The sequence below is a fragment of the Kitasatospora sp. NPDC008050 genome, from assembly GCF_042957465.1.
GTDB lineage: Bacteria > Actinomycetota > Actinomycetes > Streptomycetales > Streptomycetaceae > Kitasatospora.
The window spans coordinates 93899-114429 of the sequence record NZ_JBIBIJ010000016.1; the positions used below are offsets into that span (position 1 = coordinate 93899).

At 71.1% G+C, this 20531-nt stretch carries 12 protein-coding genes; 5 read left to right on the top strand and 7 right to left on the bottom strand.

Going from position 1 to position 20531, the window contains the following annotated elements:
* Positions 1-3 precede the first annotated feature (3 nt).
* Entirely contained in the window at positions 4-2418 is a 2415-nt protein-coding gene (locus ACFZB9_RS27120; RefSeq protein ID WP_391451352.1) for a tetratricopeptide repeat protein, read from the bottom strand.
* A gap of 344 nt (positions 2419-2762) precedes the next feature.
* Here ACFZB9_RS27120 and ACFZB9_RS27125 point away from each other — a divergent pair, with 344 nt between their 5' ends.
* Both ACFZB9_RS27125 and ACFZB9_RS27130 read left to right on the top strand, forming a co-directional pair.
* Entirely contained in the window at positions 2763-3470 is a 708-nt protein-coding gene (locus ACFZB9_RS27125; RefSeq protein WP_391451353.1) for a hypothetical protein, read from the top strand.
* A 476-nt stretch (positions 3471-3946) separates the two neighbouring features.
* The gene (locus ACFZB9_RS27130; protein ID WP_391451355.1) at positions 3947-6862 is read left to right on the top strand and encodes a BTAD domain-containing putative transcriptional regulator; all 2916 of its coding nucleotides are present in this window, start codon (positions 3947-3949) and stop codon (positions 6860-6862) included.
* Positions 6863-6910: 48 nt separating this feature from the next.
* Here the strand turns inward: ACFZB9_RS27130 and ACFZB9_RS27135 are convergent, their stop codons facing one another.
* The 6 genes from ACFZB9_RS27135 to ACFZB9_RS27160 form a co-directional block, all read right to left on the bottom strand.
* Positions 6911-7846: a JmjC domain-containing protein gene (locus ACFZB9_RS27135; RefSeq protein WP_391451357.1), complete on the bottom strand. Its 936-nt coding sequence runs from the start codon at positions 7844-7846 to the stop codon at positions 6911-6913.
* A 21-nt stretch (positions 7847-7867) separates the two neighbouring features.
* Entirely contained in the window at positions 7868-9583 is a 1716-nt protein-coding gene (locus tag ACFZB9_RS27140; RefSeq protein WP_391451359.1) for an AMP-binding protein, read from the bottom strand.
* Positions 9584-9593: 10 nt separating this feature from the next.
* A complete protein-coding gene (locus ACFZB9_RS27145) occupies positions 9594-11009 on the bottom strand; it encodes a class I adenylate-forming enzyme family protein (RefSeq protein WP_391451361.1) in 1416 nt (471 codons plus the stop codon).
* 6 nt (positions 11010-11015) lie between these two features.
* Positions 11016-11264 (bottom strand): acyl carrier protein, encoded by a 249-nt coding sequence (locus ACFZB9_RS27150; RefSeq protein WP_391451363.1) that lies wholly within the window; start codon positions 11262-11264, stop codon positions 11016-11018.
* Between the two features lie 70 nt (positions 11265-11334).
* Positions 11335-12660: a condensation domain-containing protein gene (locus ACFZB9_RS27155; RefSeq protein ID WP_391451365.1), complete on the bottom strand. Its 1326-nt coding sequence runs from the start codon at positions 12658-12660 to the stop codon at positions 11335-11337.
* Positions 12648-14927, bottom strand: coding sequence for a peptidase domain-containing ABC transporter (locus ACFZB9_RS27160; RefSeq protein ID WP_391451366.1), 2280 nt, complete (start codon positions 14925-14927; stop codon positions 12648-12650). The genes ACFZB9_RS27155 and ACFZB9_RS27160 overlap by 13 nt, the downstream gene beginning before the upstream one ends.
* A 1004-nt stretch (positions 14928-15931) precedes the next feature.
* On the opposite strand from ACFZB9_RS27160, the gene ACFZB9_RS27165 reads away from it, so the two are divergent.
* The 3 genes from ACFZB9_RS27165 (at position 15932) to ACFZB9_RS27175 (ending at position 20522) form a co-directional block, all read left to right on the top strand.
* A complete protein-coding gene (locus tag ACFZB9_RS27165; RefSeq protein WP_391451510.1) occupies positions 15932-18943 on the top strand; it encodes a glycine--tRNA ligase in 3012 nt (1003 codons plus the stop codon).
* A gap of 256 nt (positions 18944-19199) precedes the next feature.
* The gene (locus ACFZB9_RS27170) at positions 19200-19805 is read left to right on the top strand and encodes a LuxR C-terminal-related transcriptional regulator (protein WP_391451367.1); all 606 of its coding nucleotides are present in this window, start codon (positions 19200-19202) and stop codon (positions 19803-19805) included.
* A 366-nt stretch (positions 19806-20171) separates the two neighbouring features.
* The gene (locus ACFZB9_RS27175; RefSeq protein ID WP_391451369.1) at positions 20172-20522 is read left to right on the top strand and encodes a hypothetical protein; all 351 of its coding nucleotides are present in this window, start codon (positions 20172-20174) and stop codon (positions 20520-20522) included.
* Positions 20523-20531 lie beyond the last annotated feature (9 nt).

A 20531-nucleotide genomic window follows, 5' to 3' on the forward strand; every position in this document is an offset into this window, starting at 1 on the left:
CGATCAACTGACGCCGAACGCGCCAGGACGCCGTCCGGGTCCCTCCATGAGTGAGTCGAGCAGCGCCCGGGCCTCGTCCGCCTCGGGGATGTTCAGCGAGGTGTGGATCTCGACGGCCTGTTCGGCGTGCTCCCGAGCGGTGTCGAGGTCCCCCAGACGCTGGTGCGTGCGCGCCAGCCCGAGGTGGATGCGCCCGAGGTTGTACCGCTCGCCGGTGTGCGGGAGGAAGTCGATCGCGGCCCGGTAGTGCCGCAGGGCGCTCGCCGGAGCGTCCATGGCCAGCAGGGCGTCGCCGAGCAGGGTGTGCGACTCGGCCTGACCGAAGGTGTCGCCGAGGTCCCGGTGCAGGTCCAGCGCCTCCTGGTAGAGGTCGAGCGCCTCCGGATGGTGGCGCAGCCTCTGCTGGTACTCGCCGAACTGGTTGAGCACGATGGCCTGGCCGAGACGGTTGCCGCTGCGCCGGTAGAACTTCAGCGCCGCACGGTGGTACTCCAAGGCCTCCGGCAGCCGTCCGAGCCTGGTCAGCGTGGGCCCCAGGTTGATCAGGGCGATCGACTCGACGGCCGGCTCGGGGATGTCCAGGCTGAGCCGCAGCGCCCGCCGCAGGTGGTCCAGCGCCTCCTCCAGGTGCCCCATCCGGGTCAGGGTGAGGCCCAGGTTGGCCAGCACGTGGGCCTCACCGGCACGGTTGCCGGTCCCGCGCTGGATCGCCAGGGCCTGACGGAGCAGGTCGAGCGCCTGGGGGAAGTCGCCGAGCTGGTACTGGACCAGCCCGAGGTGCCGCAGCGCGGCCGCCTCGCCGGCCGGATCGCCGAGCTGCCGGGTGGCTCGCAGGGCACGAGCACCCAGCACCTGTGCGTCCTGGGCGGGCATGTGGCGTTTGAGGTGGCGCCAGAGGATGGCCGGCAGGTCCGCCGCGTACCGGGGCAGACCGGCGTCGGTGGCGTGGTGGGCGAGGACCAGCAGGTTGGCCTGCTCCCGGGCCAGCCAGTTGGCCGCGTCCACCTGGCCGTCGAACACCACCGGTGTACCGCCGGGCGCGGGAGGCTGCGGCCGGTGGTGCCGTTCCAGCGGGGCCAGCTGGTCCATCGCCGAGGCGGCGGTGTGCCGGTAGTGGTCGAAGAGCCGGATGAGCGCGGCGCGCCGGACGTGTTCGGGTTCTTCGCGTGTGAGCAACTCGTCGGCGAAGGTGCGCAGCAGGTCGTGGAAGGTGTACCGGAAGGCCGTGTGCTCGATCAGCAGGTGGTGGTCGTGCAGCGACTCCAGGAGTTCCTCGGTCTCGGCCGGCGGTGCGTCGACCAGGGCGGCGAGGGCGGGCGGCGCGAAGTCCTCGCCGGGGTGCAGCGCGGCCAGCCGGAACGCGCGCCGCTGGGCGGGGGCGAGGGCGTGGTAGGAGTCCACGAAGGCCGCCGCGACGCTCTGGTCACGGTCGGAGAGCTCGGTCAATAACTTCTGCGGGCGCCGGATCCGCTCCAGCAGCTGGACGGGCGTCCAAGTGGGATGGTGGGCCAGCCTGGCGCCGGCGATCCGCAGCGCCAGCGGCAGCCTGCCGCACAGCGCGACGATCTCGTCCACGGTGGAGGCATGGCCGGCGATCCGGTCCGGGCCGACGATCCGGGCGAACAGTTCCACGGCCTCGTCATGGCTCAGCACGTCCAGGGGCACGCTGACCGCCCCGTCCAGGGTGAGCATCCGCCGCCGGGACGTCACCAGCGTGAGGCAGCGCGGGCTGCCGGGGATCAACGGGCGGACCTGCTCGGCGTCGACGGCGTTGTCCAGCACGATCAGGTACCGCCTGCCCGCCGCCTGGCTGCGCCACAGCTGGGCGCGTTCCTCGGTGCGCGAGGGCAGAGCGGTCCTGCTGACACCGACCGCGCAGAGCAGGCTCTCCAGCGCCGCACCCGGTTCGAGCGGCCGCCGGCCCGGCGTGAAGCCGTGCAGGTCCACGAAGAGCTGCCCGTCGGGGTAACGGCCGGTGAGGCTGTGCCCGGTGTGAACGGCCAAGGCGGTCTTGCCGACGCCGGCCATGCCGTCGATGGCCGAGATCACCAGTGGGCGGGCCTGGCTGCCGCCCGGTCCGCCGGCCAGCGCCAGCAGCCGTTCCACCTCGCCGCGCCGTCCGGTGAAGTCCGGCACGGCGTACGGCAGCAGACAGGGCACCACGTGTTCGACCGGCGCCAGGCCCGTCCGCGGCTCCGGCTCCCCGCGTGCCGCGGCGAGCAACTGGTCGCGGCCGGCGGAGTCCAGGCCCAGGGCCGTGGCCAGCCGGGCCACCGACGACAGCCGAGGCCGCCGCCGCCCGGACTCCAGCACGCTGATCGCATGCGTCGAGACACCTGACTGTTCCGCGAGCTCCTCCTGCGTCCACCCGGCCGATAACCGGTACTGTCGCAGGAGCGTTCCAAAATCCCCCAGCATGATCGATCGCCTCCGAAGGGTGATCGCCCCACGGGAACGACGACGGCGCCAGCGGCCTGATGCTCCGAGCCCGTACCACCGTCAGCGGCCCCCCGACTCTGCTGCCCTGATGGGCGCTTGACAACAGAGCATCATGCTAACGCCAGGGAAACGCCATGGAGTGGTGAGTCGGTAGCGATGACACTGGTCCCCGGCACCCGCGCCGCGCTCGGCCGAGCGAGCCGGTTGCCCAAGGGGGGTAGATGACCGGGTATTTGACCGGGCAAGACGTGAACGGGCAGGACGTGAACGGGAAGGACAGGAACGGGGATCCGAGCCGGTTACCGCAACAGGCTCTGGCGGCGATGCCCGATCCGGGCGATGCCACCACCGCGCAGGAGCTCGTTGGCCGGCTCCGGGCGTTCAAGGCATGGTCGGGCAACCCGTCGCTGCGCGAACTCGAGCGCCGCACCGGACTTCCGCGCAGCACCATCTCGGGAGACCTGAGCCCTCAGCGGAGCCGCCTGCCGCCCCTGCAACGGGTGTTGACGCTGGCCACCGCTTTCGGCGCATCCGCCGAGGAGCTCGCCCGCTGGCGGTCCGCCTGGCAGCGCCTCCAGATGCGGCAGCAGTCGGCCGAACCACCCGTGCCGGCTCCGCATGTGGTCGTCGCACCGCCCGCGTCCGACCCCGTGCCGACCACGCCCGAGGCGGCACCGCAGGTGCGGCGGGAGCCGGAGCGGGAGCGGGAGCCGGAGCCGGAGCCGGAGCGGACGGGACACCACCGACTCACCCATCGGCGCCTGGCGTTGCCGGCGCGGTCGATCACCGGCCTGCTCGCCGCCGTCCTCGCGCTGCCCCCGATCATCATGCCGGTCACCTCCAGCAATCCCGCCGCAGCCGGGAACCGGGCGGCCCCGCCGGCCGGGGCCCGGAGGCCGGACCGGTGCGGCTCGCTCGGCCGGACCGGCGATCCCGCGGCCGCGCCCCCGCGCGCCGGGGCTGTCCCCGCCACCGGCGAGTCCGTGCTGATCAGCCGCCCGGTCGTCAAGGGGCCGGCCTGGTTCTGCTGAGATCACGCGGTGGAAGCGCCCGGACCGGGGGCCGTGGCTGACCGAGCGGCTGGGTGAGTGGGACGCGATGGTGTGGGCCGAGGTGAACCGGGCGTTCCGGTCGGCGAAGGACGGTGCGGACGTGGCGCACCGGGGGAGGGGAAGTACAAGGATCTTCGCGGAGATGGAGCTCAAGCGGATCAAGGCCCGCGTCGTGGAAGGGGTTGACTCGCTCGATCTCTGTCTTGAGGGTCGATCCCCGTCTCGCACGTGATTGCCGCTCGACCACCCACCGCTTGCCGGCCTGGATCGGCGCGGACACGCCCTCACTGTTTTTCAGTGAACCCGCACTGCCAGGGTATCCGTCATATTGGCAGTGACGTGACCGGAGGGGCGTGCGCGTGGTGGCTGGGGAGCTTCGTTTTGCTGTGCTCGGGGCAGTGCGTGTACATCAGGACGATGCTGAACTGCGAGTCGGGCCACCACAGTTACGGGCCGTGCTGACAGTGCTGCTACTGCGGCCGGGGCACACCGCCTCGATGGCGCAGTTGATCGACGCGCTCTGGGGCGCCTCGTCGCCCAGCAAGGCGATCACCACGATCCGCACCTATGCCTGGCAGTTGCGCAGGCTGCTGGAACCGGACCGCTCAACACCCAGCGTCGTGGTGTCGGTTGGGGACGGCTACCGGTTGGTCGTCCCGCCGGCCGCGCTGGACGTCGCACGGGCCGAGTCGCTCGCCCTCGAAGCGGCGCGGGAACGTACCCTGGGGCGGGCGGAGGAGGCGAGCGAGCTGCTGGCGCAGGCACTCGGCCTGTGGCAGGGGGAGCCCCTGGCGGGTGTGCCCGGCCCGTTCGCCACGCGGCACCGTGACCGGCTGGAGGAGTTACGGATCACCCTCCTGGAGGAGCGTCTCGATCTCGACCTGACCCTGGGACGCCATCGCCTGGTGATTCCCGAACTCGTGGAACTCACCGCGATGCACCCCCTGAGCGAGCGTCCCTACGGTCTGTTGATGCGCGCGCTGTACGGGGGAGGCCGGCAGGCCGACGCGCTCGCGGTGTTCAGCGACGTCAGGAAACTGCTGCTGGAGGAGCAGGGCATCGATCCCGGGCCCGAACTGACCGCCGTCTACCGGCAGATCCTGGAGAACGACCCGGCCCTGTCCGTCGCGGCTGCCAAGGAGGCCGCGCCGTCCGACGAACCGGTGCGGGCCGCGGTGGAGGGCGAGTCGGGGACCGCCCGGGATCGGGAGTCCGCGCCACTCCTGCCGGTTCCGGCTCAACTCCCCTCCGACATACCGGACTTCATCGGGCGTACGGCCGCCATTGACGAGTTGCGCAGCCTGCTGATGACGCCCGGACGCCGTTCGGTGACCGTCGTGAGTGTGGCCGGTATGGGCGGGATCGGCAAGACCGCTCTGGCCCTGCACATCGCCCACTCGGTACGCCACCTCTACCCCGACGGACAGCTCTACGTCGATCTGCGGGGCAACGACGACAGCCCGGCGGACACGGGCATCGTCCTGACCGGATTCCTCCTGGCGCTGGGTACCGCGGCCCAGGCCGTGCCCGACGCGCTGGACGACCGCTGCAAGCTCCTGCGTTCCCTGCTGGACGGCCGCAGGGTACTGATCGTCCTGGACAACGCCCAGGACGCGTCCCAGGTCCAGGACCTGATTCCCGGAACGGTGGCCTGCGGGGTCATCATCACCAGCAGGTCGCGCCTGTTCGGGCTGCCCGTCGCGGACCAGCGTAGTCTCGACACGTTCCGGCCCGACGAGGCCCTCGCGCTGCTGGGCACGGTCATCGGGCACGACCGTCTCGCGGCGGAGCGGGCGCAGGCGCTCGAACTGGTCCGGCTCTGCGGCTTCCTGCCGCTGGCCGTCCGGATCGCGGCCACCAAGCTGGCGTCCCGGCCAGGATGGACCGTCACGACGCTGACCGCCCGGCTCGGCGAGGCCCAGCGCCGTATCGAAGAGCTTCGGGTGGGCGACGTGTCGATCCACGCCGCCTTCGAGCTCGGCTACCGGCAGCTCACCTCCCCACAGGCCCGGGCCTTCCGGCTGATCGCCGTGGCGGGTCCGCCCGACGTCGCACTGCCCGCCGCCGCGGCCGTCCTCGGGGAGGACGAGGCGGCGGCGGAGCACCTGCTCGAGTCCCTCGTGGACGCGGCCATGCTGGAGTCGCCCGAACCGGGCCGCTACCGCTACCACGACCTGCTCCGCGCCTTCGCCCAGCGGACGGCCGACAAGGACCCCGGCGAGACGGAGCGTGCCTTCGGCAGGCTGCTCGACTTCCTGTTGGCCACGGCGTGCAACGCCTTCTCGCATGCCGTGCCGGGAGACCTGGTGGCCGACTCCCTCGGTCCGCTGAGGTCGCCCGGGCTGCGGTTCCGCGACGTCCACGAGGCGCGCTCCTGGACGATCGACGAGATCGGACGGATCATGGCGGTCGCGCTCGACACGGTCGGCAGGCCCTCGGATCCGGAAGGGCGGCGGCTGCGGACGGCCGTTGACCTCCTCATCGCGGTCAGCCCCTTCTGTACCGACGTCCGGTTCGAGGGGCTGGCGCAGGTGGCCCTCGCACTGGCCCGGGAGGCCGAACTCCGAGGGGACCAACGCGCCTACGGCCGGGCTCAGTTGCTGTGCAGCATCATCGCGCTGCAGGCCGACAGGGCGGCCGACACCGAGGAGCACGCGCGCCTGGCCATCCGGGCGTCGCAGAGCACGGACGACAAGGTCATCCTCCGCCAGGCGCTGAACAACCTCGGGGTGGCCGTGATGTTCCTGCGCCGGTTCGACGAGGCGGTGGTCTGTTTCGACGAGGCGATCGTGCTCGCCCGCGCCCTGGGCCACAGGTCCGGTCAGGCGGCGACCATGATCAACGCGGCGCTCGCCCGGGTGCGCAGTGGCCATGCCGCCGAGGCGATACCGACCTGCGAGACCGTACTGGTCCTGCTGCGCTCGCTGGGCGACCTTCCGGGGATCGCGTACTCCCTGTACGTGCTGGCCCTGGCACTGCACGAACAGGGGCGGTACGAGGACGCTGTCGCCCGCTACACCGAATGCCTCGCCGTGTGCCGGTCGGCCGGTATCCGGGGGCGCGAGGTCCACGCCCTGTACCGGCTCGCCGAGACGCTCCGCAGGACGGGGCAGTACGAGGACGCGGTGCGGTACGCCACCGAGGCCGTCACCCGGTGCGAGGAGATCGGGGCCGTACGGGATCAGGCGTACGCCCTCGTGGCGCTCGGTCAGGCCCAGGCCGATCTCGGCTCGACCGACACCGCGCGCGTCCAACTGACCAGGGCGCAGCAGCTCTTCGCCCGGCTGGGGCTCCCCGACGCCCAGGACGTCGGTCAGCTCCTGGACCGCCTGGGCCCCGACCGTCTGGGCCCCGCCCGCCTGGGCACGTGACGGTCCCGGCCGCCGGAACGTCGCCGACCGGTGCGGGGAGCCGGATGCTCATCCGTGCTCGGTGTAGGCGGCGGCCAGGTCACTGAGCGAGATCGGCGCGCGCGGCGCGGGCAGGGCGGCGAGTGCGGTCCGCCGGGCGTGGTCCACCAGGTCCTGGGGGGTCAGGCCGGCCAACGCCTTTGCGACGTGGTCGAGCATGGTGGTGGCGGCGGCGAGAACGGCTTCGTCGTCCAGCGGGCGGGCGGCGATGTTCATGTCCTTGGCCGACAGCTTCTGCAGGCTGCGGAAGAGGTCGCCCATGTGGATCTCGCGGATCGTCAGCGACAGGTGCGCGGACAGGCCGCCGCTGCCGACGGCCTGGTGGGGGAAGCCGCGCGGAATGTAGAGGACGTCGCCGGCGTGCACGGTCGTGCGCAGCACCTCGGCCGGCGGCTCTCCCTCCACCCTGCCGAGCCGCCAGTCGCCGTTCGCCGGCCCCTCGTGGACGCGCCAGTCCTTGCTGCCGTTCAGTTGCAGGACGAGCACGTCGGCGTCGTCGCGGTGCAGGGGAACGCCCTGGGTGCCCGGCGGTGTGACGAAGCAGAACGCCTCCACGGGCCGCTGGAGTTCGGCCGACAGACGGGCAAGCATGTCGCGGGTGGGGCCGTGCCACTGGTCGATGCGGCGCATGAGCAGGGTCGCGCCCTGCTCGATCAGCGCCCGTATCTTCTTCTCGTCGGCGAACCCGGCGGACGTGGAGTTGTGGACCGAGCGCGCCGACAGGTAGGCGTCGGCGGGGAGGGGGCCGTCGGCGCGGGTCATTTCCACGTAGGGCTCGTGCAGGAAGCCGGTGGCGAGGGCGTTGTCCACGTCCTTCAGGGTGAAGGGGCTGCCCAGGGGGCCGTCGGGGGTGAAGACGCCGGGGCGGCGACGCCAGTGGGCGGCGGCGAAGGCCGCGGGGTCGCCGACCCACTGGGACAGCGTCGGAGCTTGCGCGATGTCCACTTCGTACGTTCCTTTCCGTGTTCAGGTGTTGTCCGCCGCGGATGCGCGGGGCCACAGGACGGGCAGGGTGCCCTCCTCGAAACGCCGTTTCGTCTCGGCGACCCGTACTTTGCCGCTGGTCGTCACGGGAAGCCCGCCCCTCGGTAGCAGGGCGACCTGTGAGAGGTACAGGTCGAGTGCCTGGGCGAGACGGCGCCGGACCTGCGTGGCCACTTGCGCGGGGGGCGGCGCGTCGGCTCCGTCCGAGGCTTCCGCCACCAGGCACAGGTGCTCACCCGCGTCCGCGTGGGCGACGATGAAGGCGGCGCATCGTCCCGGTCTCAGGCCCGGGACGTCGGCACAGACCGTGAGGATGTCCGCCGGATAGAAGTTGCGGCCGTGGTGGACGAGTACGTCGTCGGTGCGTCCGAGGACGAACAGGTGGCCCCCGTGAAGGAATCCCAGGTCCTTGGTCGCGTGCCAGCGGGACCGCCGGGCCGGCCGGCGCCAGTAGCCGCTGAACAGTTGAGGGCCTCGGACGTGGATCTCGCCCACGTGCTGCTCGCCCCGCCGGCCGTCGCCGATGCGTACGCGTGTTCCCGGCAGCGGGGTGCCCGAGGAGAGCAGGGGGGTGGCGGGGTCCTCCGGTCCGGCCGGCACCGCGCGACCGCCGCGCAGGGCGTCGGTGCCGACGGCGAGGTGGAGCGGGGGCGCGGCGGGAGTGGTGGCGGTGAGGGTGAGGGTCGCCTCCGCCATTCCGTACGAGGGGCACAGTCCCTGCGCCCTGAACCCGACGGGGGCGAAGCGCGCGGTGAACCGCTCGGCGGTGGCGGCGCGGACCACTTCTCCCGCGCTGCGGGCGACACGCCACGTGCGCAGGTCCAGGGCGGCCGTCTCGTCGTCGGTGGTCCTGCGCGCGCACAGGTCGTACGCGAAGTCGGGAGCGCTGGAGAGCGTGCCGCCGCACGCGGTGATGGCGGCGAGCCAGTCCCCCGGGCGACGGGCGAAGCACTCGGGGGGCACGAGCACGGACTCGTATCCGCTGAACAGCGGCCTGAGGACGCCGGTGATCAGACCCATGTCGTGGTGGAGCGGTACCCAGGTCACCGCGATGTCCGTCACACTCTCGCCGTAGAAGCGGGCCGCCTGCCGACAACTGGACAGCAGCGCGCGGTGGTTGATGACGACGCCCTTGGGAGATCCGGTGGAGCCGGAGGTGTACTGGAGGAAGGCGGGGGCCTGCCGGGAGCCCGTTCGTACGTCGGGGGCTGCGGTGTCGGGGGACGCGTCGCGACCGTCGGCCAGCAACTCCTCCCAGGTACGGGTACGGGTACGGGTGCCGGGCCGTGCGGTCGGGTCGTCGAGCACGGGGCGCACCCTGTCCCGCCACGCGTCCGAGGTGACCACCAGGGTCGGACGGCAGTCCGCGACAATGCCGCGCAGCCGTTGCTCGAACGCCTCCGCGCGCACGGTGTGCGGAGCGGGGGCGGGAACGGGGACGAGCCCACTGGCGATGGTGGCCAGCAGGGCGGTCGTGAATCTCTCGTCGTTCGGCAGCACCAGCACCACCCGTCCCGCGGGCCCGGCGTCCAGGCGGCGCAGCGCGCGGGCGACGGTGTGCACGAGGCGGCTCAGTTCGCCGAAGGTCAGCCGACGGCGGATCTCCCCTTCGCTCCAGCAGGTCAGTGCGACGGCGTCCGGCCGGTGCCGGGCGTAGTGACGGAGCCAGCCGGGGGCGGTGGTGACGGGCTCTGGCACGATGCCCCCGTCATTCGGTGGCACGGGGTGTGCTCCGGGCCAGGGCGGCGAGAGAGGCCCGCTTCAGCTTGCCGCTCGGCGTACGGGGCAGGGAGCCCGAGGCCGCCAGGACGATCCGGGGCAAGGGGAGGTCGAGTTCACTCGCCGTGGCCTCGATGGCGGGCACCGGGTCCTCGAAGGTGTCTCCTCGGCCGTGTTCCACGAAGCACACCGGTTCGTCGTCGGCACCGTCGAGGACCGCCGCGTCCGTGACTCCGGGCAGCAGCCGGATGTCGTGTTCGAGGCGTGCCGTGCGGATCTCCCTGGGGCTTTCGGCCCGGCCGACGACGAACAGATAGCCCTCGCCGTCGAGATGGCCCACGTCGCCGGTCCGCAGGACGTCGTCCGCGTCCGGCACGTCCCGGTCGACGGCCCGCAGCCGGATGTCGATCGCTCCGGTCTCCCCCGCCGGCAACGGCCGGCCGTCCTTCGTGATCTCGATGTGGATGCCCGGCAGGGGCCGTCCGACCGATCCGGGCCTGTCCAGCCACTGCGCCGTGCCGATCTCGGTGATGACGCCCTGCGAGGTGCCGTAGTACTCGTGGAGGACCGGTCCGAACAGGCCGATGGCGGCGCGCTTCACAGCGGGCGGGCAGGCGGCTCCGCCGTGGAAGACGACCCGGAAGCGGTGACGCGGCGCCTGGCCGGCCTCGACGAGGTCGGTCAGGCGGTCCGGACTGAGCATGGCGCTGTCCGCCCGGTGACGGTCCGCGAGTTCCACGAAGGCGCCGGGGGACCAGGAACGCTGGACGACGACCGTGCTGCCCGCCTGGAGCGCGTACAGGGCGGGCCCCAACGTGCCCAGGTGATACGTGGGGTTGGCCATCAGGTGGGGGCCCCGGTCGGCTCCGGCGCCGTAGCGTTCGACGACCGCGACCCCTCGGTAGGGCCTGCGCGGACGCGTACGGGCCACGGCCTGGGGCAGCCCGGTGGTGCCGGAGGTGGCGAAGACGAGACGACCCGCGGCGGGCGGGGTCGCGGGCAGCGTCGCCCCGGCCGCCCGGGCCGTCAGCTCCGCCTCGGTCAGGACGGGGCAGGGCAGGGCGGGGCCGTTGGCCCGCTGCTCCGCGGTGATGTGCAGGGCCGCGGCCACACTCGTCAGAAGGGCCCGGCCCAGCGGGAGTTCCAGCAGCTGACCGTCGATCGGGAAGAGCCCGAAGCCGTGCCGCAGCGCGGTGAGGGCCAGCGCGAAGAAGACCGGCCCGGTGGGGATGTCGGTCGACACGACCGCGCCGTCCGGGATCCCCAGCCCGCGCAGACCGCGGGCCAGGGCGTCCGCGTGGGCGGTGAGTTCGCCGAAGGAGTACCTCTCGCCGTCCGCGATCACGGCCGAGCGGTCCGGGTCGGTACGTGCGGTGGTCCAGGGGTCCCAGATGTAGGGCTTCATGACTCCTCAGTGCTCGGCTGTCGCCGCGTCGGGGGAAGGCTCCGCGAGCGCCTCGGCGAGGGCGGCGAGGCTGGGCCGGTTGACGATCAGTTCGACGTCGACCTCGGTGCCCAGGCGTTCCTCCAGGCGGAGGCTGAGTTCGACCGCGGTGATGGAGTCGCCGCCGAGGGAGAAGAAGTCGTCCTCGGGTACGACCGGGTGGCCGAACACCTCGCTCACGGCGGTCAGTACGTTGTCGATCGGCGTATCGGACATGGCGCCTTCTGTGCTGGGTGACGGGGGGCGGAGTTCGTTGTCAGGCGGCCGAGGGGCAGGCAACCGAGGGTCAGGCGGCCGAGGGGCAGGCGGCCGCGACGCCGGCGAGCACGTCGTCCAGGATCGCCCGTGCCAGCGGGCGGTCGGCGCGGTGCCCGTCGTAGAGGAGGGCGACGAAGAGGCGGTCACGGAACTCGGTGCACCGCAGGTGAAGTGCGTGGGTGTCGTGGAAGGCGATCCTGCGCAGCGGATAGGCGTCGGAGGTGATCCGCAGCCGGCCGCCGTCGTCCGCGAGGGGGCTGTCCCCGTCGTACCGGCGCAGGTTGACGTAGAGGTCCCGGGTGACGGGTGCGCCGCCGGCCGCCTCCGCCTCGCGGGTCAGCACGGCGATCTCCTCGGCGGTCAGCCGTTGGTGCTTGAGGGCGTTGAGCAGCTGGTCGCGTACCTGCTCCCGCACGGCGGACGCGCCGGCCGTGGCATCGGTGACGGTGAGCGGGCAGGAGCCGGCGAACATGCCGACCACGTCCTGGTCCCGTGTCGAGCGCGAGTCCATCGAGGTCCACAGGCCCACCTCGGCCCTGCCGGTACGGGCGGCCAGGGCCGCGACGAAGGCGCCGACCGTCCACTGCAGGACGGTGGAGCGGGACTCGGCGCAGACGCGGCGCAGCGCGGCGACCGCGGCGGCGGACAGTTCGGCCCCCACCGTGCCGCCCTCGGCACGACCGGTCCCGGCGGGGGCGGTCCACGAGGTGCGGGCCTGGAACTCCAGGCGTTCCCGCCAGCTCGCCCGGGCTCGCTCGCGCTGTCGCGGGTCGGTGCGCGCTCGCTGCCGGACCGCCGCCGCGGCGAAGGAGGGGGCGGTGTCCGGCGGGGACCCGCCCCTGCGCAGGGCCTCGTAGTCGCGCCAGATCTCATGCCCGAACAGATGGTGGGCGCGGCCGTCGAAGACGAGGTTCTGGAAGGTGGCGAGCAGCGCGTGGTGGTGCTCGTCGTAGCGCAGCAGCCGGACGACGAAGGGCCGCCGCGTGCCGTACGACCACGGCGTGACGAAGTCGCGGGACAGCAGTGTCGAGGCGTAGCGGGAGAACTGCCCGGGCGAGGTGGCCCTGACCTTCACTCGCCGGACGACCTCCTCCTCGGCGCCGACGGGCCGGGTCCACTGCTGGGGGTGCGGACCGGGGTCCTCGGCCATCTGGAGGTGCAGCGCGTCGTGCCGGACCACGAAGGCGCGCACGGCGGCCGCGAGGGCGTCGGTGTCGAGGTCGCCGAGGATCTCGAAGGCGAGCTGGACGTTCTTGTGGGCCCAGCCGCTGGAGCGGGTCTTGGCGTGGAACCTGTCCTGCTCGTAGGTGAGGGGGAAGGGCACCAGGGCCGCCGGGCCCGTCAGGTCAGGCACAGGTACTCCGTTCCGCTCTCCTTGAGGACGGCGGGGAGGCCCGCTTCGACGATGCGTCCGTCACGCATGACGACGACCTGGTCGGCCTCGTCCAGGACCGTCAGGCGATGGGCAATGACGACGACGGTGATCCCCGCGTCCAGCAGCCCTCGCATGATGGATTCCTCCAGGGCCGGGTCCAGAGCGCTGGTCGCCTCGTCGAGGATGACGAGTTCGGGCTTCTTCGCCAGCGTCCGGGCCAGCACGATCCGCTGACGCTGTCCCCCGGACATGCCGTGACCGCCGGGGCCGACGAGGGTGTTGTAGCCCATGGGCATGGCCTCGACCTCCTCGTGGATGTGCGCCAGCCGGACCGCCGTGATCAGGTCCGCCTCGCTGACCTCGTCGGCGCCGAAGCTGATGTTGTCCCGGATGGTGCCGCCGAAGAGGTGGGCGTTCTGGTTGACGTAGCCGATGCGGCGCCGGTAGGTGGGCCGGTCGAGTTCGGTCAGGTCGATACCGTCGACGGTGAGGGTGCCGCTGGTGGGGGTGTGGAGTCCGGCGAGCAGCATGCCGAGGGTGGACTTGCCGGAGCCGGAACGGCCGACGACGGCCACGAACTGGCCCGGCCGGAGTTCGAGACTGATGTCGCTGAGGGCGGGCCGAGGGGCTCCCGGGTAACGGAAGGCGACCGCCTCGGCCGAGATCCGGCCCGGCCTGGCGACGCCGGTACCGGCGAGAACGCCCCGCGGTTCGGGGGCCGCGCGCAGGACGTCGTCGAGCTTGGCGATGGTGGGCCGCACGGCGGCGACCTGGGAGCCGGCGTCGAAGAGGCCCTCCAGGGGGACGAACAGGGCGATCGTGAGCGTCATGAAGCCCATCGCCTCGCCGAGCGAGTAGTGGCGGTTGAGGACCAGCCAGGCCCCGGCGACCAGGACGACGAGGGGCGCGGCGAACTGCAGCGTGCGGCTGAGGGAGGAGAACAGGGCCAGGCTGCGGCGGGCGCTCAGGCGCTTGTTGACCTCGTGCACCAGGGTGTGCGACCACCGTTCGACCGCCCTGCCCTCCATGCCACTGGCTTTGAGGGTGGTGATGCTCTCCAGCATCTCCGTCAGTTCCTCCTGCGCCTTCGTCTGGCGTTCGAGGACTTCCTGGCTCAGCTCCTTCTGACGTCGCCAGGTGAGCGCGAGGATGCCGACCTGGAGCGCGACGAGCACCGTGACGAGGAGGGCCAGCAGCGGGTTGGCCACGGCGATCGCGACCAGGTAGACGACGATCAGCAGGCTGTCGAAAACCGCGGAGACCGCGGTGAGGCTCAACACCTGGCCGAGGACGTTGCTGGTGCGGGCCCGCAGGGCCAGGTCGCCGGAGTTGCGCACGGTGAAGAAGTCGTAGGGCAGGTCCGCCATGTGACCGACGATGCCCAGGGTGAGCCGCTTCTCGATGACGGCCTGTCGCCTGGTCAACTGGAAGGAGCGCGCCAGGTACAGCGCGAAGTAGAGGACGACGAGCCCGGCCAGGATCAGCCCGACCGTCCACACGCCGCCGGTGGACCGGCCGCCGAGGACGTACTCCACCAGGAATCCGGCGCTGAGCGGCAGGGCCAGTTCGAAGGCCATGAGTCCGGCGGAGGCCGCGAGGAGAAGGGCCAACTCCCTTCCCCGGGGCAGGTACGGGCGCAGCCGGTGCCAGGGGCCGCGGGCCGCGCCGCCGCGCCGCAGCCGGCTGGTGGCGTGGAGCGGCGGGTCGAACTCCAGAGCTACACCGGTGAAGGACTCGGCGACCGACGCCATGCTGAGCCTGCGGCGCCCGAACGCGGGGTCGACGATGTCCACGTGGTCCCGGCCGGCGCTCTCCAGGACGACGAAGTGGCTGAAGTTCCAGAACAGGATGGCACCGGGGGACAACCGTGCGAGGGCTTCCGGGGTGGCGCGCACGCCTCGGCCCTTCACGCCGTACTCGCGGCCGATCTCAAGAAGGGTGCGGGCCGACGCGCCGTTGCGGCCGGAGTCAGCTCGCGCCCTGATCTCGTCGAGGGAGACGTCGACGCCGTGGTGCCGCAGTACGGTCACGAGAGCGGCCGGACCGCAGTCGCTGACCTGGGTCTGGAAGCAGACCTGCAGCCGCCCCGCGCGCGGGCGGCCGAGCCGTTCACGGAGCGCCGCGAGCCGCTCGGCTGGTCCCTTGGGCCGGGCCGGAGCGGGGGAGTGGCCGAGCACCGGGCCGAGGCCGTCACGCCTGCGATGGTGTTCGAGCGCATCGGCGTTGAAGCGTGATTCGCCGGGCATGAGTCCCTTCCCGTTCGTGAGTCACTGGCCGGCCCTTGGCGAGGAGACGTCGGGGCGCGGGCCGCCGTCCCGTCTGCCGGAGGGGTGGTCCCCCTCCGGCAGACCTGACGCTGGGTCAGTTCCTGGCGCTACCGGGGCAGGCCGGGCGGTGGTACCGCCCGGCGGCGCGAGGCAGTCGTCAGATGACGCAGGCCTCGGCGATCGAGAAGGTACCGCCGACGATGTCGTCCAGGTCCTCGTCCGACAGCTCGGAGATGTCGATGTCGTCGAAGTTGTTCATTTAATTTCCTTTCCGAAGAGGCTTCTCCGCGCCCACCGATCGGATTCTGCAAATGAAGAACGGCGATCAATCACACAGAGCAGTCACCGGAACGATGACCGGACGAAAGCCGCTACAGGCACCGAAACAGGTGACCGGTGAGAAGCGCAGATGATGTTGCGTGGAGCGGGGTGCCAGACTGTCACGGGGGAATCGACTCCCAGAAGGACGTCGCGGCAGGATTAGTGAAAGCACTAATGTCGCGTGCTCGAAGTAGCTTGACGGTCTGTGGTTTTGGGTGAATACGGTCGTGCGTACGGCCGCTGCGGTGCAGGTCCGCGACGACGACCGTGCCCGCCTGGAGGCGCTGACGCGCATGTCGACGGCGCCGGCGGGGCCTGTGCGGCAGGGCGCGGATCCTGCTCCTGGCTGAACATGGCCGCCCCCGCGGACGTCCCGCTCCCGGCGGCCACCGGGGGCGAGGCGCGCGGCGATGAGGACGAAGTGCCGGTCTCGGCCCGCGGTTTCCGCAGTGGACTGACGTACGATGCGCGCCGTCGGGGCGGCGGTGGAAGCACCGATCTCGGGCAACTGCTCCGTGCACACGGCATATTGACTGGCCGGCAGGTCAGGCGAAAACTCCCTGGTCGGTAGACTCCTGCATGCCGAGGTCTCCCGGGCGTCAGCCGGGAGAGACTCCGAACCTGCCCCGTGCCCCCTTGGAGGAACGATCTCAGTGTTGACGATGCAAGAAGCCCTGCTGGTGCTGAACAAGTACTGGACCGAACACGGGTGTTTGGTCGTTCAGCCCATGAACACTGAGGTGGGTGCGGGCACGCTCAACCCTTCCACGTTCCTGCGGGTCCAGGGACCGGAGCCGTGGCGCGTCGCGTACGTGGAACCGAGCGTCCGGCCCGACGACTCGCGCTACGGCGAGAACCCGAACCGCCTGCAGACGCACACGCAGTACCAGGTGATCCTCAAGCCCGAGCCCGGACGCGCTCAGGAACTGTTCCTGGGCAGTCTCCAGGCCCTGGGCATCGACACGGCGGCACACGACATTCGCTTCGTCGAGGACAACTGGGCGTCCCCCGCGCTCGGGGCCTGGGGGCTCGGCTGGGAAGTGTGGCTGGACGGGCTGGAGATCACCCAGTTCACCTACTTCCAGCAGGCGGGTGGCATCACCCTGGACCCCGTGTCCGTCGAGATCACCTACGGCATGGAACGCATCCTGATGGCCCTTCAGGACGTCAGCCACTTCAAGGATCTCCAGTACGCGCCGGGCGTCACCTACGGTGAGGCGTTCGGTCAGGCCGAGTACGAGATGAGCCGCTACTACCTCGACGAGGCCGACCTGGACACCCAGCGGACCCTTTTCGAGGCCTACGCCGGTGAGGCGCGCCGCATGCTCGACGCGCGCCTCCCGGTGCCCGCGTACTCCTACGTCCTCAAGTGCTCGCACACGTTCAACGTGCTCGACGCCCGGGGTGCCATCTCCACCACGGAGAGGGCGCGTTCCTTCGCCCGGATGCGAGGGCTGGCCCACGAGGTCGCCGCGTTGTGGGTCGCCCGGCGCGAGGAACTCGGCTTCCCGCTCGGAGGGGGGCCGGACACCGCTGCCGACGCCACCGTGGCCGGGGAGTCCGCCGGGGCGGAGCAGGACGCCGCGGCCACGGCACCGGAGCTGCCGGCCGAGTCGGGGCGCGCCACGCTGGCGCTGGAGATCGGCGTGGAGGAGATGCCGCCGGCCGAGGTCACCAGGGCCTCGCAGGCGGTGCACGACGCGCTGGCGGAGAAGCTGGCCGCCACCCGGCTGGGGCACGGTGCCATCAGTGTCGCCGCCGGACCCCGGCGTGTGGTCGCCACCGTCGCCGACGTGGAACCCCGGGAGTCCGACTACGAACAGACGCTGAAGGGCCCCCGGCTCTCGGCGGCCTACGACGCCGACGGGAATCCGACGAAGGCGGCCGTCGGCTTCGCCCGCAGCCAGGGGGCTGATCCGGCGGACCTCGGCCGCGTCGTGGTGGGGGCCAACGAGCACGTCGCGCTCACCCGGCAGGTCGTCGGGCGTTCGGCCGAGGAGGTCCTCTCCGCCCTCCTCGCGGAGGTCGTCAGCGGTCTGCGGGCCGAGAAGAACATGCGGTGGAACGCTCCGCGGCTCTCCTTCACCCGCCCGATCCGCTGGATCACCGCTCTGCTGGGAGAACGGGTCGTCCCCTTCACGGTGTCCAGCCTGACCTCGGGACGTACGACGCAGGTGCACCGCAATGCGGTGCCTGCCGTGGTGGAGGTGCCGACGGCGGACGGGTACCTGTCCTTCCTGAAGGAGCACGGCATCCTCGCGGACGCGGCGGAGCGGCGGCGCCTGGTGGTGGACGGCGCGACACGACTCGCCTCCAGCGTGGGCGGACGCATCCAGGTCGAGCAGTACGGCGCACTGATCGACGAGATCACGAACCTGGTCGAGTTCCCCACCCCGATCCTCGGGAGCTTCGACGCGAAGTACCTCCTGCTGCCCGCGGACATCCTCGTCACCGTGATGCGCAAGCACCAGCGCTACCTTCCCGTCGTGGACGCGGAGGGCACGATGCTGCCGTACTTCGTCGCGGTGGCCAACGGATCGTGCGACCACGACGTCGTCCGCCGGGGCAACGAGGCCGTGCTGCGCGCCCGGTACGAGGACGCGTCCTTCTTCTGGAAGGCGGATCTCGAAACACCGCTGACCGAGATGAAGGAGAAGATCCGGCTCCTCACGTTCGAGGAGCGGCTCGGCTCGATGGCGGACCGCGCGGACCGCATCTCGGCGGTCACCCGCCGGCTCGCGGACGTCGTCGGGGTCCGCGGTACCGACCGTGAGGTCCTGGACCGGGCCGCGGCACTGACCAAGTTCGACCTCGGCTCCCAGATGGTCACGGAGCTTTCGAGCCTCGCTGGCGTGATGGCGCGCGAGTACGCGGTGCGCGCCGGGGAGAGCGAGGCGGTGGCACAGGCCCTCTTCGAGAACGAACTGCCGCGGTTCGGCGGCGATCAGCTGCCCGGCACCCTGCCGGGGGCCCTGCTGGCCCTGGCGGACCGTCTCGACCTGCTGGTGGGTCTCCTCGCGATCGGAGCGGAGCCCACCGGCAGCTCCGACCCCTTCGGACTGCGGCGCTCGGCACTCGGCGTGGTCAACATCCTGCTCAGCAGGAGCGAACTCGCCGGGCTCGGGCTGAGCCGGGCGCTGGCGATCGCGGCGGAACAGCAGGCCGTCACGGTCGAACCGAAGAGTCTGGACACCGCCGCCCAGTTCGTGCTGCGCCGCCTCGAACAGCAGCTCATCGAAGGGGGGCATGCCACCACGGACGTGCGGGCGGTCCTGGTGCGGGCCGACTCGCCGCTGCTGGCCGTGCACACCCTGGAGGAACTGGAGAGCCTGCAGGGCGACGACCGGTTCGCCCGGGTCCTGGCGGCGTTCCAGCGGGTACGACGCATCGTGCCCGCCGGCGTCGAAGCGGCCTACGACCCGGACCAGTTGAAGGAACCGGCCGAGCAGGCCCTGCACTCCGCGCTGACCAAGTGCCGGCAGGTCCTCGACGGGGAAACCTCGCTTGTCCGTCTCACCGCGGAGACGGGCGAGCTCGTCGACGCGGTGAACGTCTTCTTCGACGACGTCCTGGTCATGGCCGAGGACCCCGCGGTCCGCGCCAACAGGCTGGGCCTGCTCGCCGCCGTGCGCGACCTCGCGGAGGGCGTCGTCGACTGGGAGAAGCTGGGCTGAGGCGTCCCCTCGGGGAACGAGGCGGACATGCCCTGCCGGTCGTGGAGCGGAGCATGTCCGCCGCGTGGTGCGGTCACCGGTGGCCGCACCACGCAGGGACTCCTGCGGAAAAGGATGGTTTCGGGCGGTAACCGACGCGTATCGACTTCCCGTTGATCGGGCATTGATCACCGTGAGCCAGTATGAGTGAGTACCGGCACATGGCACGGCTGATCGACCGGATGCGCGACCGTCATCCCCCTCCACAGGAGCACGAATGAATCGTTCTGCGCTGACCGCGGACAGAGAGGTATTGGTCTTCCTCAACCGGAAACAACAGGTGCAGTACGCAAGTCCGGAATTCTTCCGGCAGTTCGGCGGATCGGCCGAGGAGTTGTGCGGGCAGCCATTTCGCAATCTCGTGGCACCCGACCTCCGCGAGGGCCTTGAGGGCCACTTGAAGCAGCTGCTCCTCGGTGTCCGGGACAAGTACAGCCATCGGACGGCGCTGCTGCGGCGGTCGGCGGCGCCGTTGATCGCGACACTCACCGCCACGGCGCTGAAGGGCAGTTCGCCGAACCGGGCGCTGGCCATACAGCTCGCCCGCCCGGCGGACGGATCCGCCCCGCATGCCGCGAGCCTCGGCCCGAGCCTCAGTGAGATGTCGGCGAAAGTCCTGGAAGGGACCGCGGCCGGCCTGACCTCCGAGTTCCTGGCGGCGCGTCTGTTCGTCAGCCGCCAGACCGTCGACTACCACATCGCCCGCATGTTGCGGCAGTTCGGCATGCCGAACCGGGCGGCGCTGATCGCACTCGCCTATTCGACGGGAATGCTGAAGACCGGCACCTGGCCGCCCCGGGTGGCCGACGGTTTCGTCAAGTAGAACCCGTACGCCCCTGCGAGAAGAGCGTTTCGAGCCACTTGAAGAACCAGGTTCGCACGACGCGGTAATTTCCGGTAGACCTCGACGGAGAACTAGTGCATTCACTAGGGCCGAGCGCCGGGCCGGTCGGGACAGAAGGCCGGTGAGCTGGACGTACAGGCCGGCGATTCACTCGTGCGCGAAGGCGACAACGGTGCGTCCGCCCGCGGGATCGTCGAATATACCGGGGATGAACCGCGTTTATGGTCCTGCGTGTGAGACTGAACATCAGCGGTCAGAACGTGCACGCAGAAAGCGGCCGCGGAGTTTTCGGTCATTCGGCTCCGCGGCAGCACGGACCGGACTCTGCTCTGAGGAGGGGTTTGGATGCCCAAGCCACGCGAACAGAAGGACAACCACCTGATCTACGCCGATGCGGTGGGATCACGCGGAAAGTCGGGCGTCTGGTTCGGCGAGCGCGAGGACTTCAAGACCAAGCAGGTCAGCGTCATGGACGCGGTCAAGGAGAAGATCGAGTGGGTGCCCGTCGAGGACGCGGTCATGGCGATCAGCCTGGACCCGCCCGGCATCGTGCTGATGGCGCCCAACCCGTCGCTGCCCGGCATCATCGTCCTCGCTGACGGTGCCACGGCCGAGAACAGTGAGCACCTCAAGAAGCACTACACGGAGATCGTTCAGGGCGTCCTGAAGGACGCGAACATCTCAGAAGAAGAGTAAGAGTAAGAG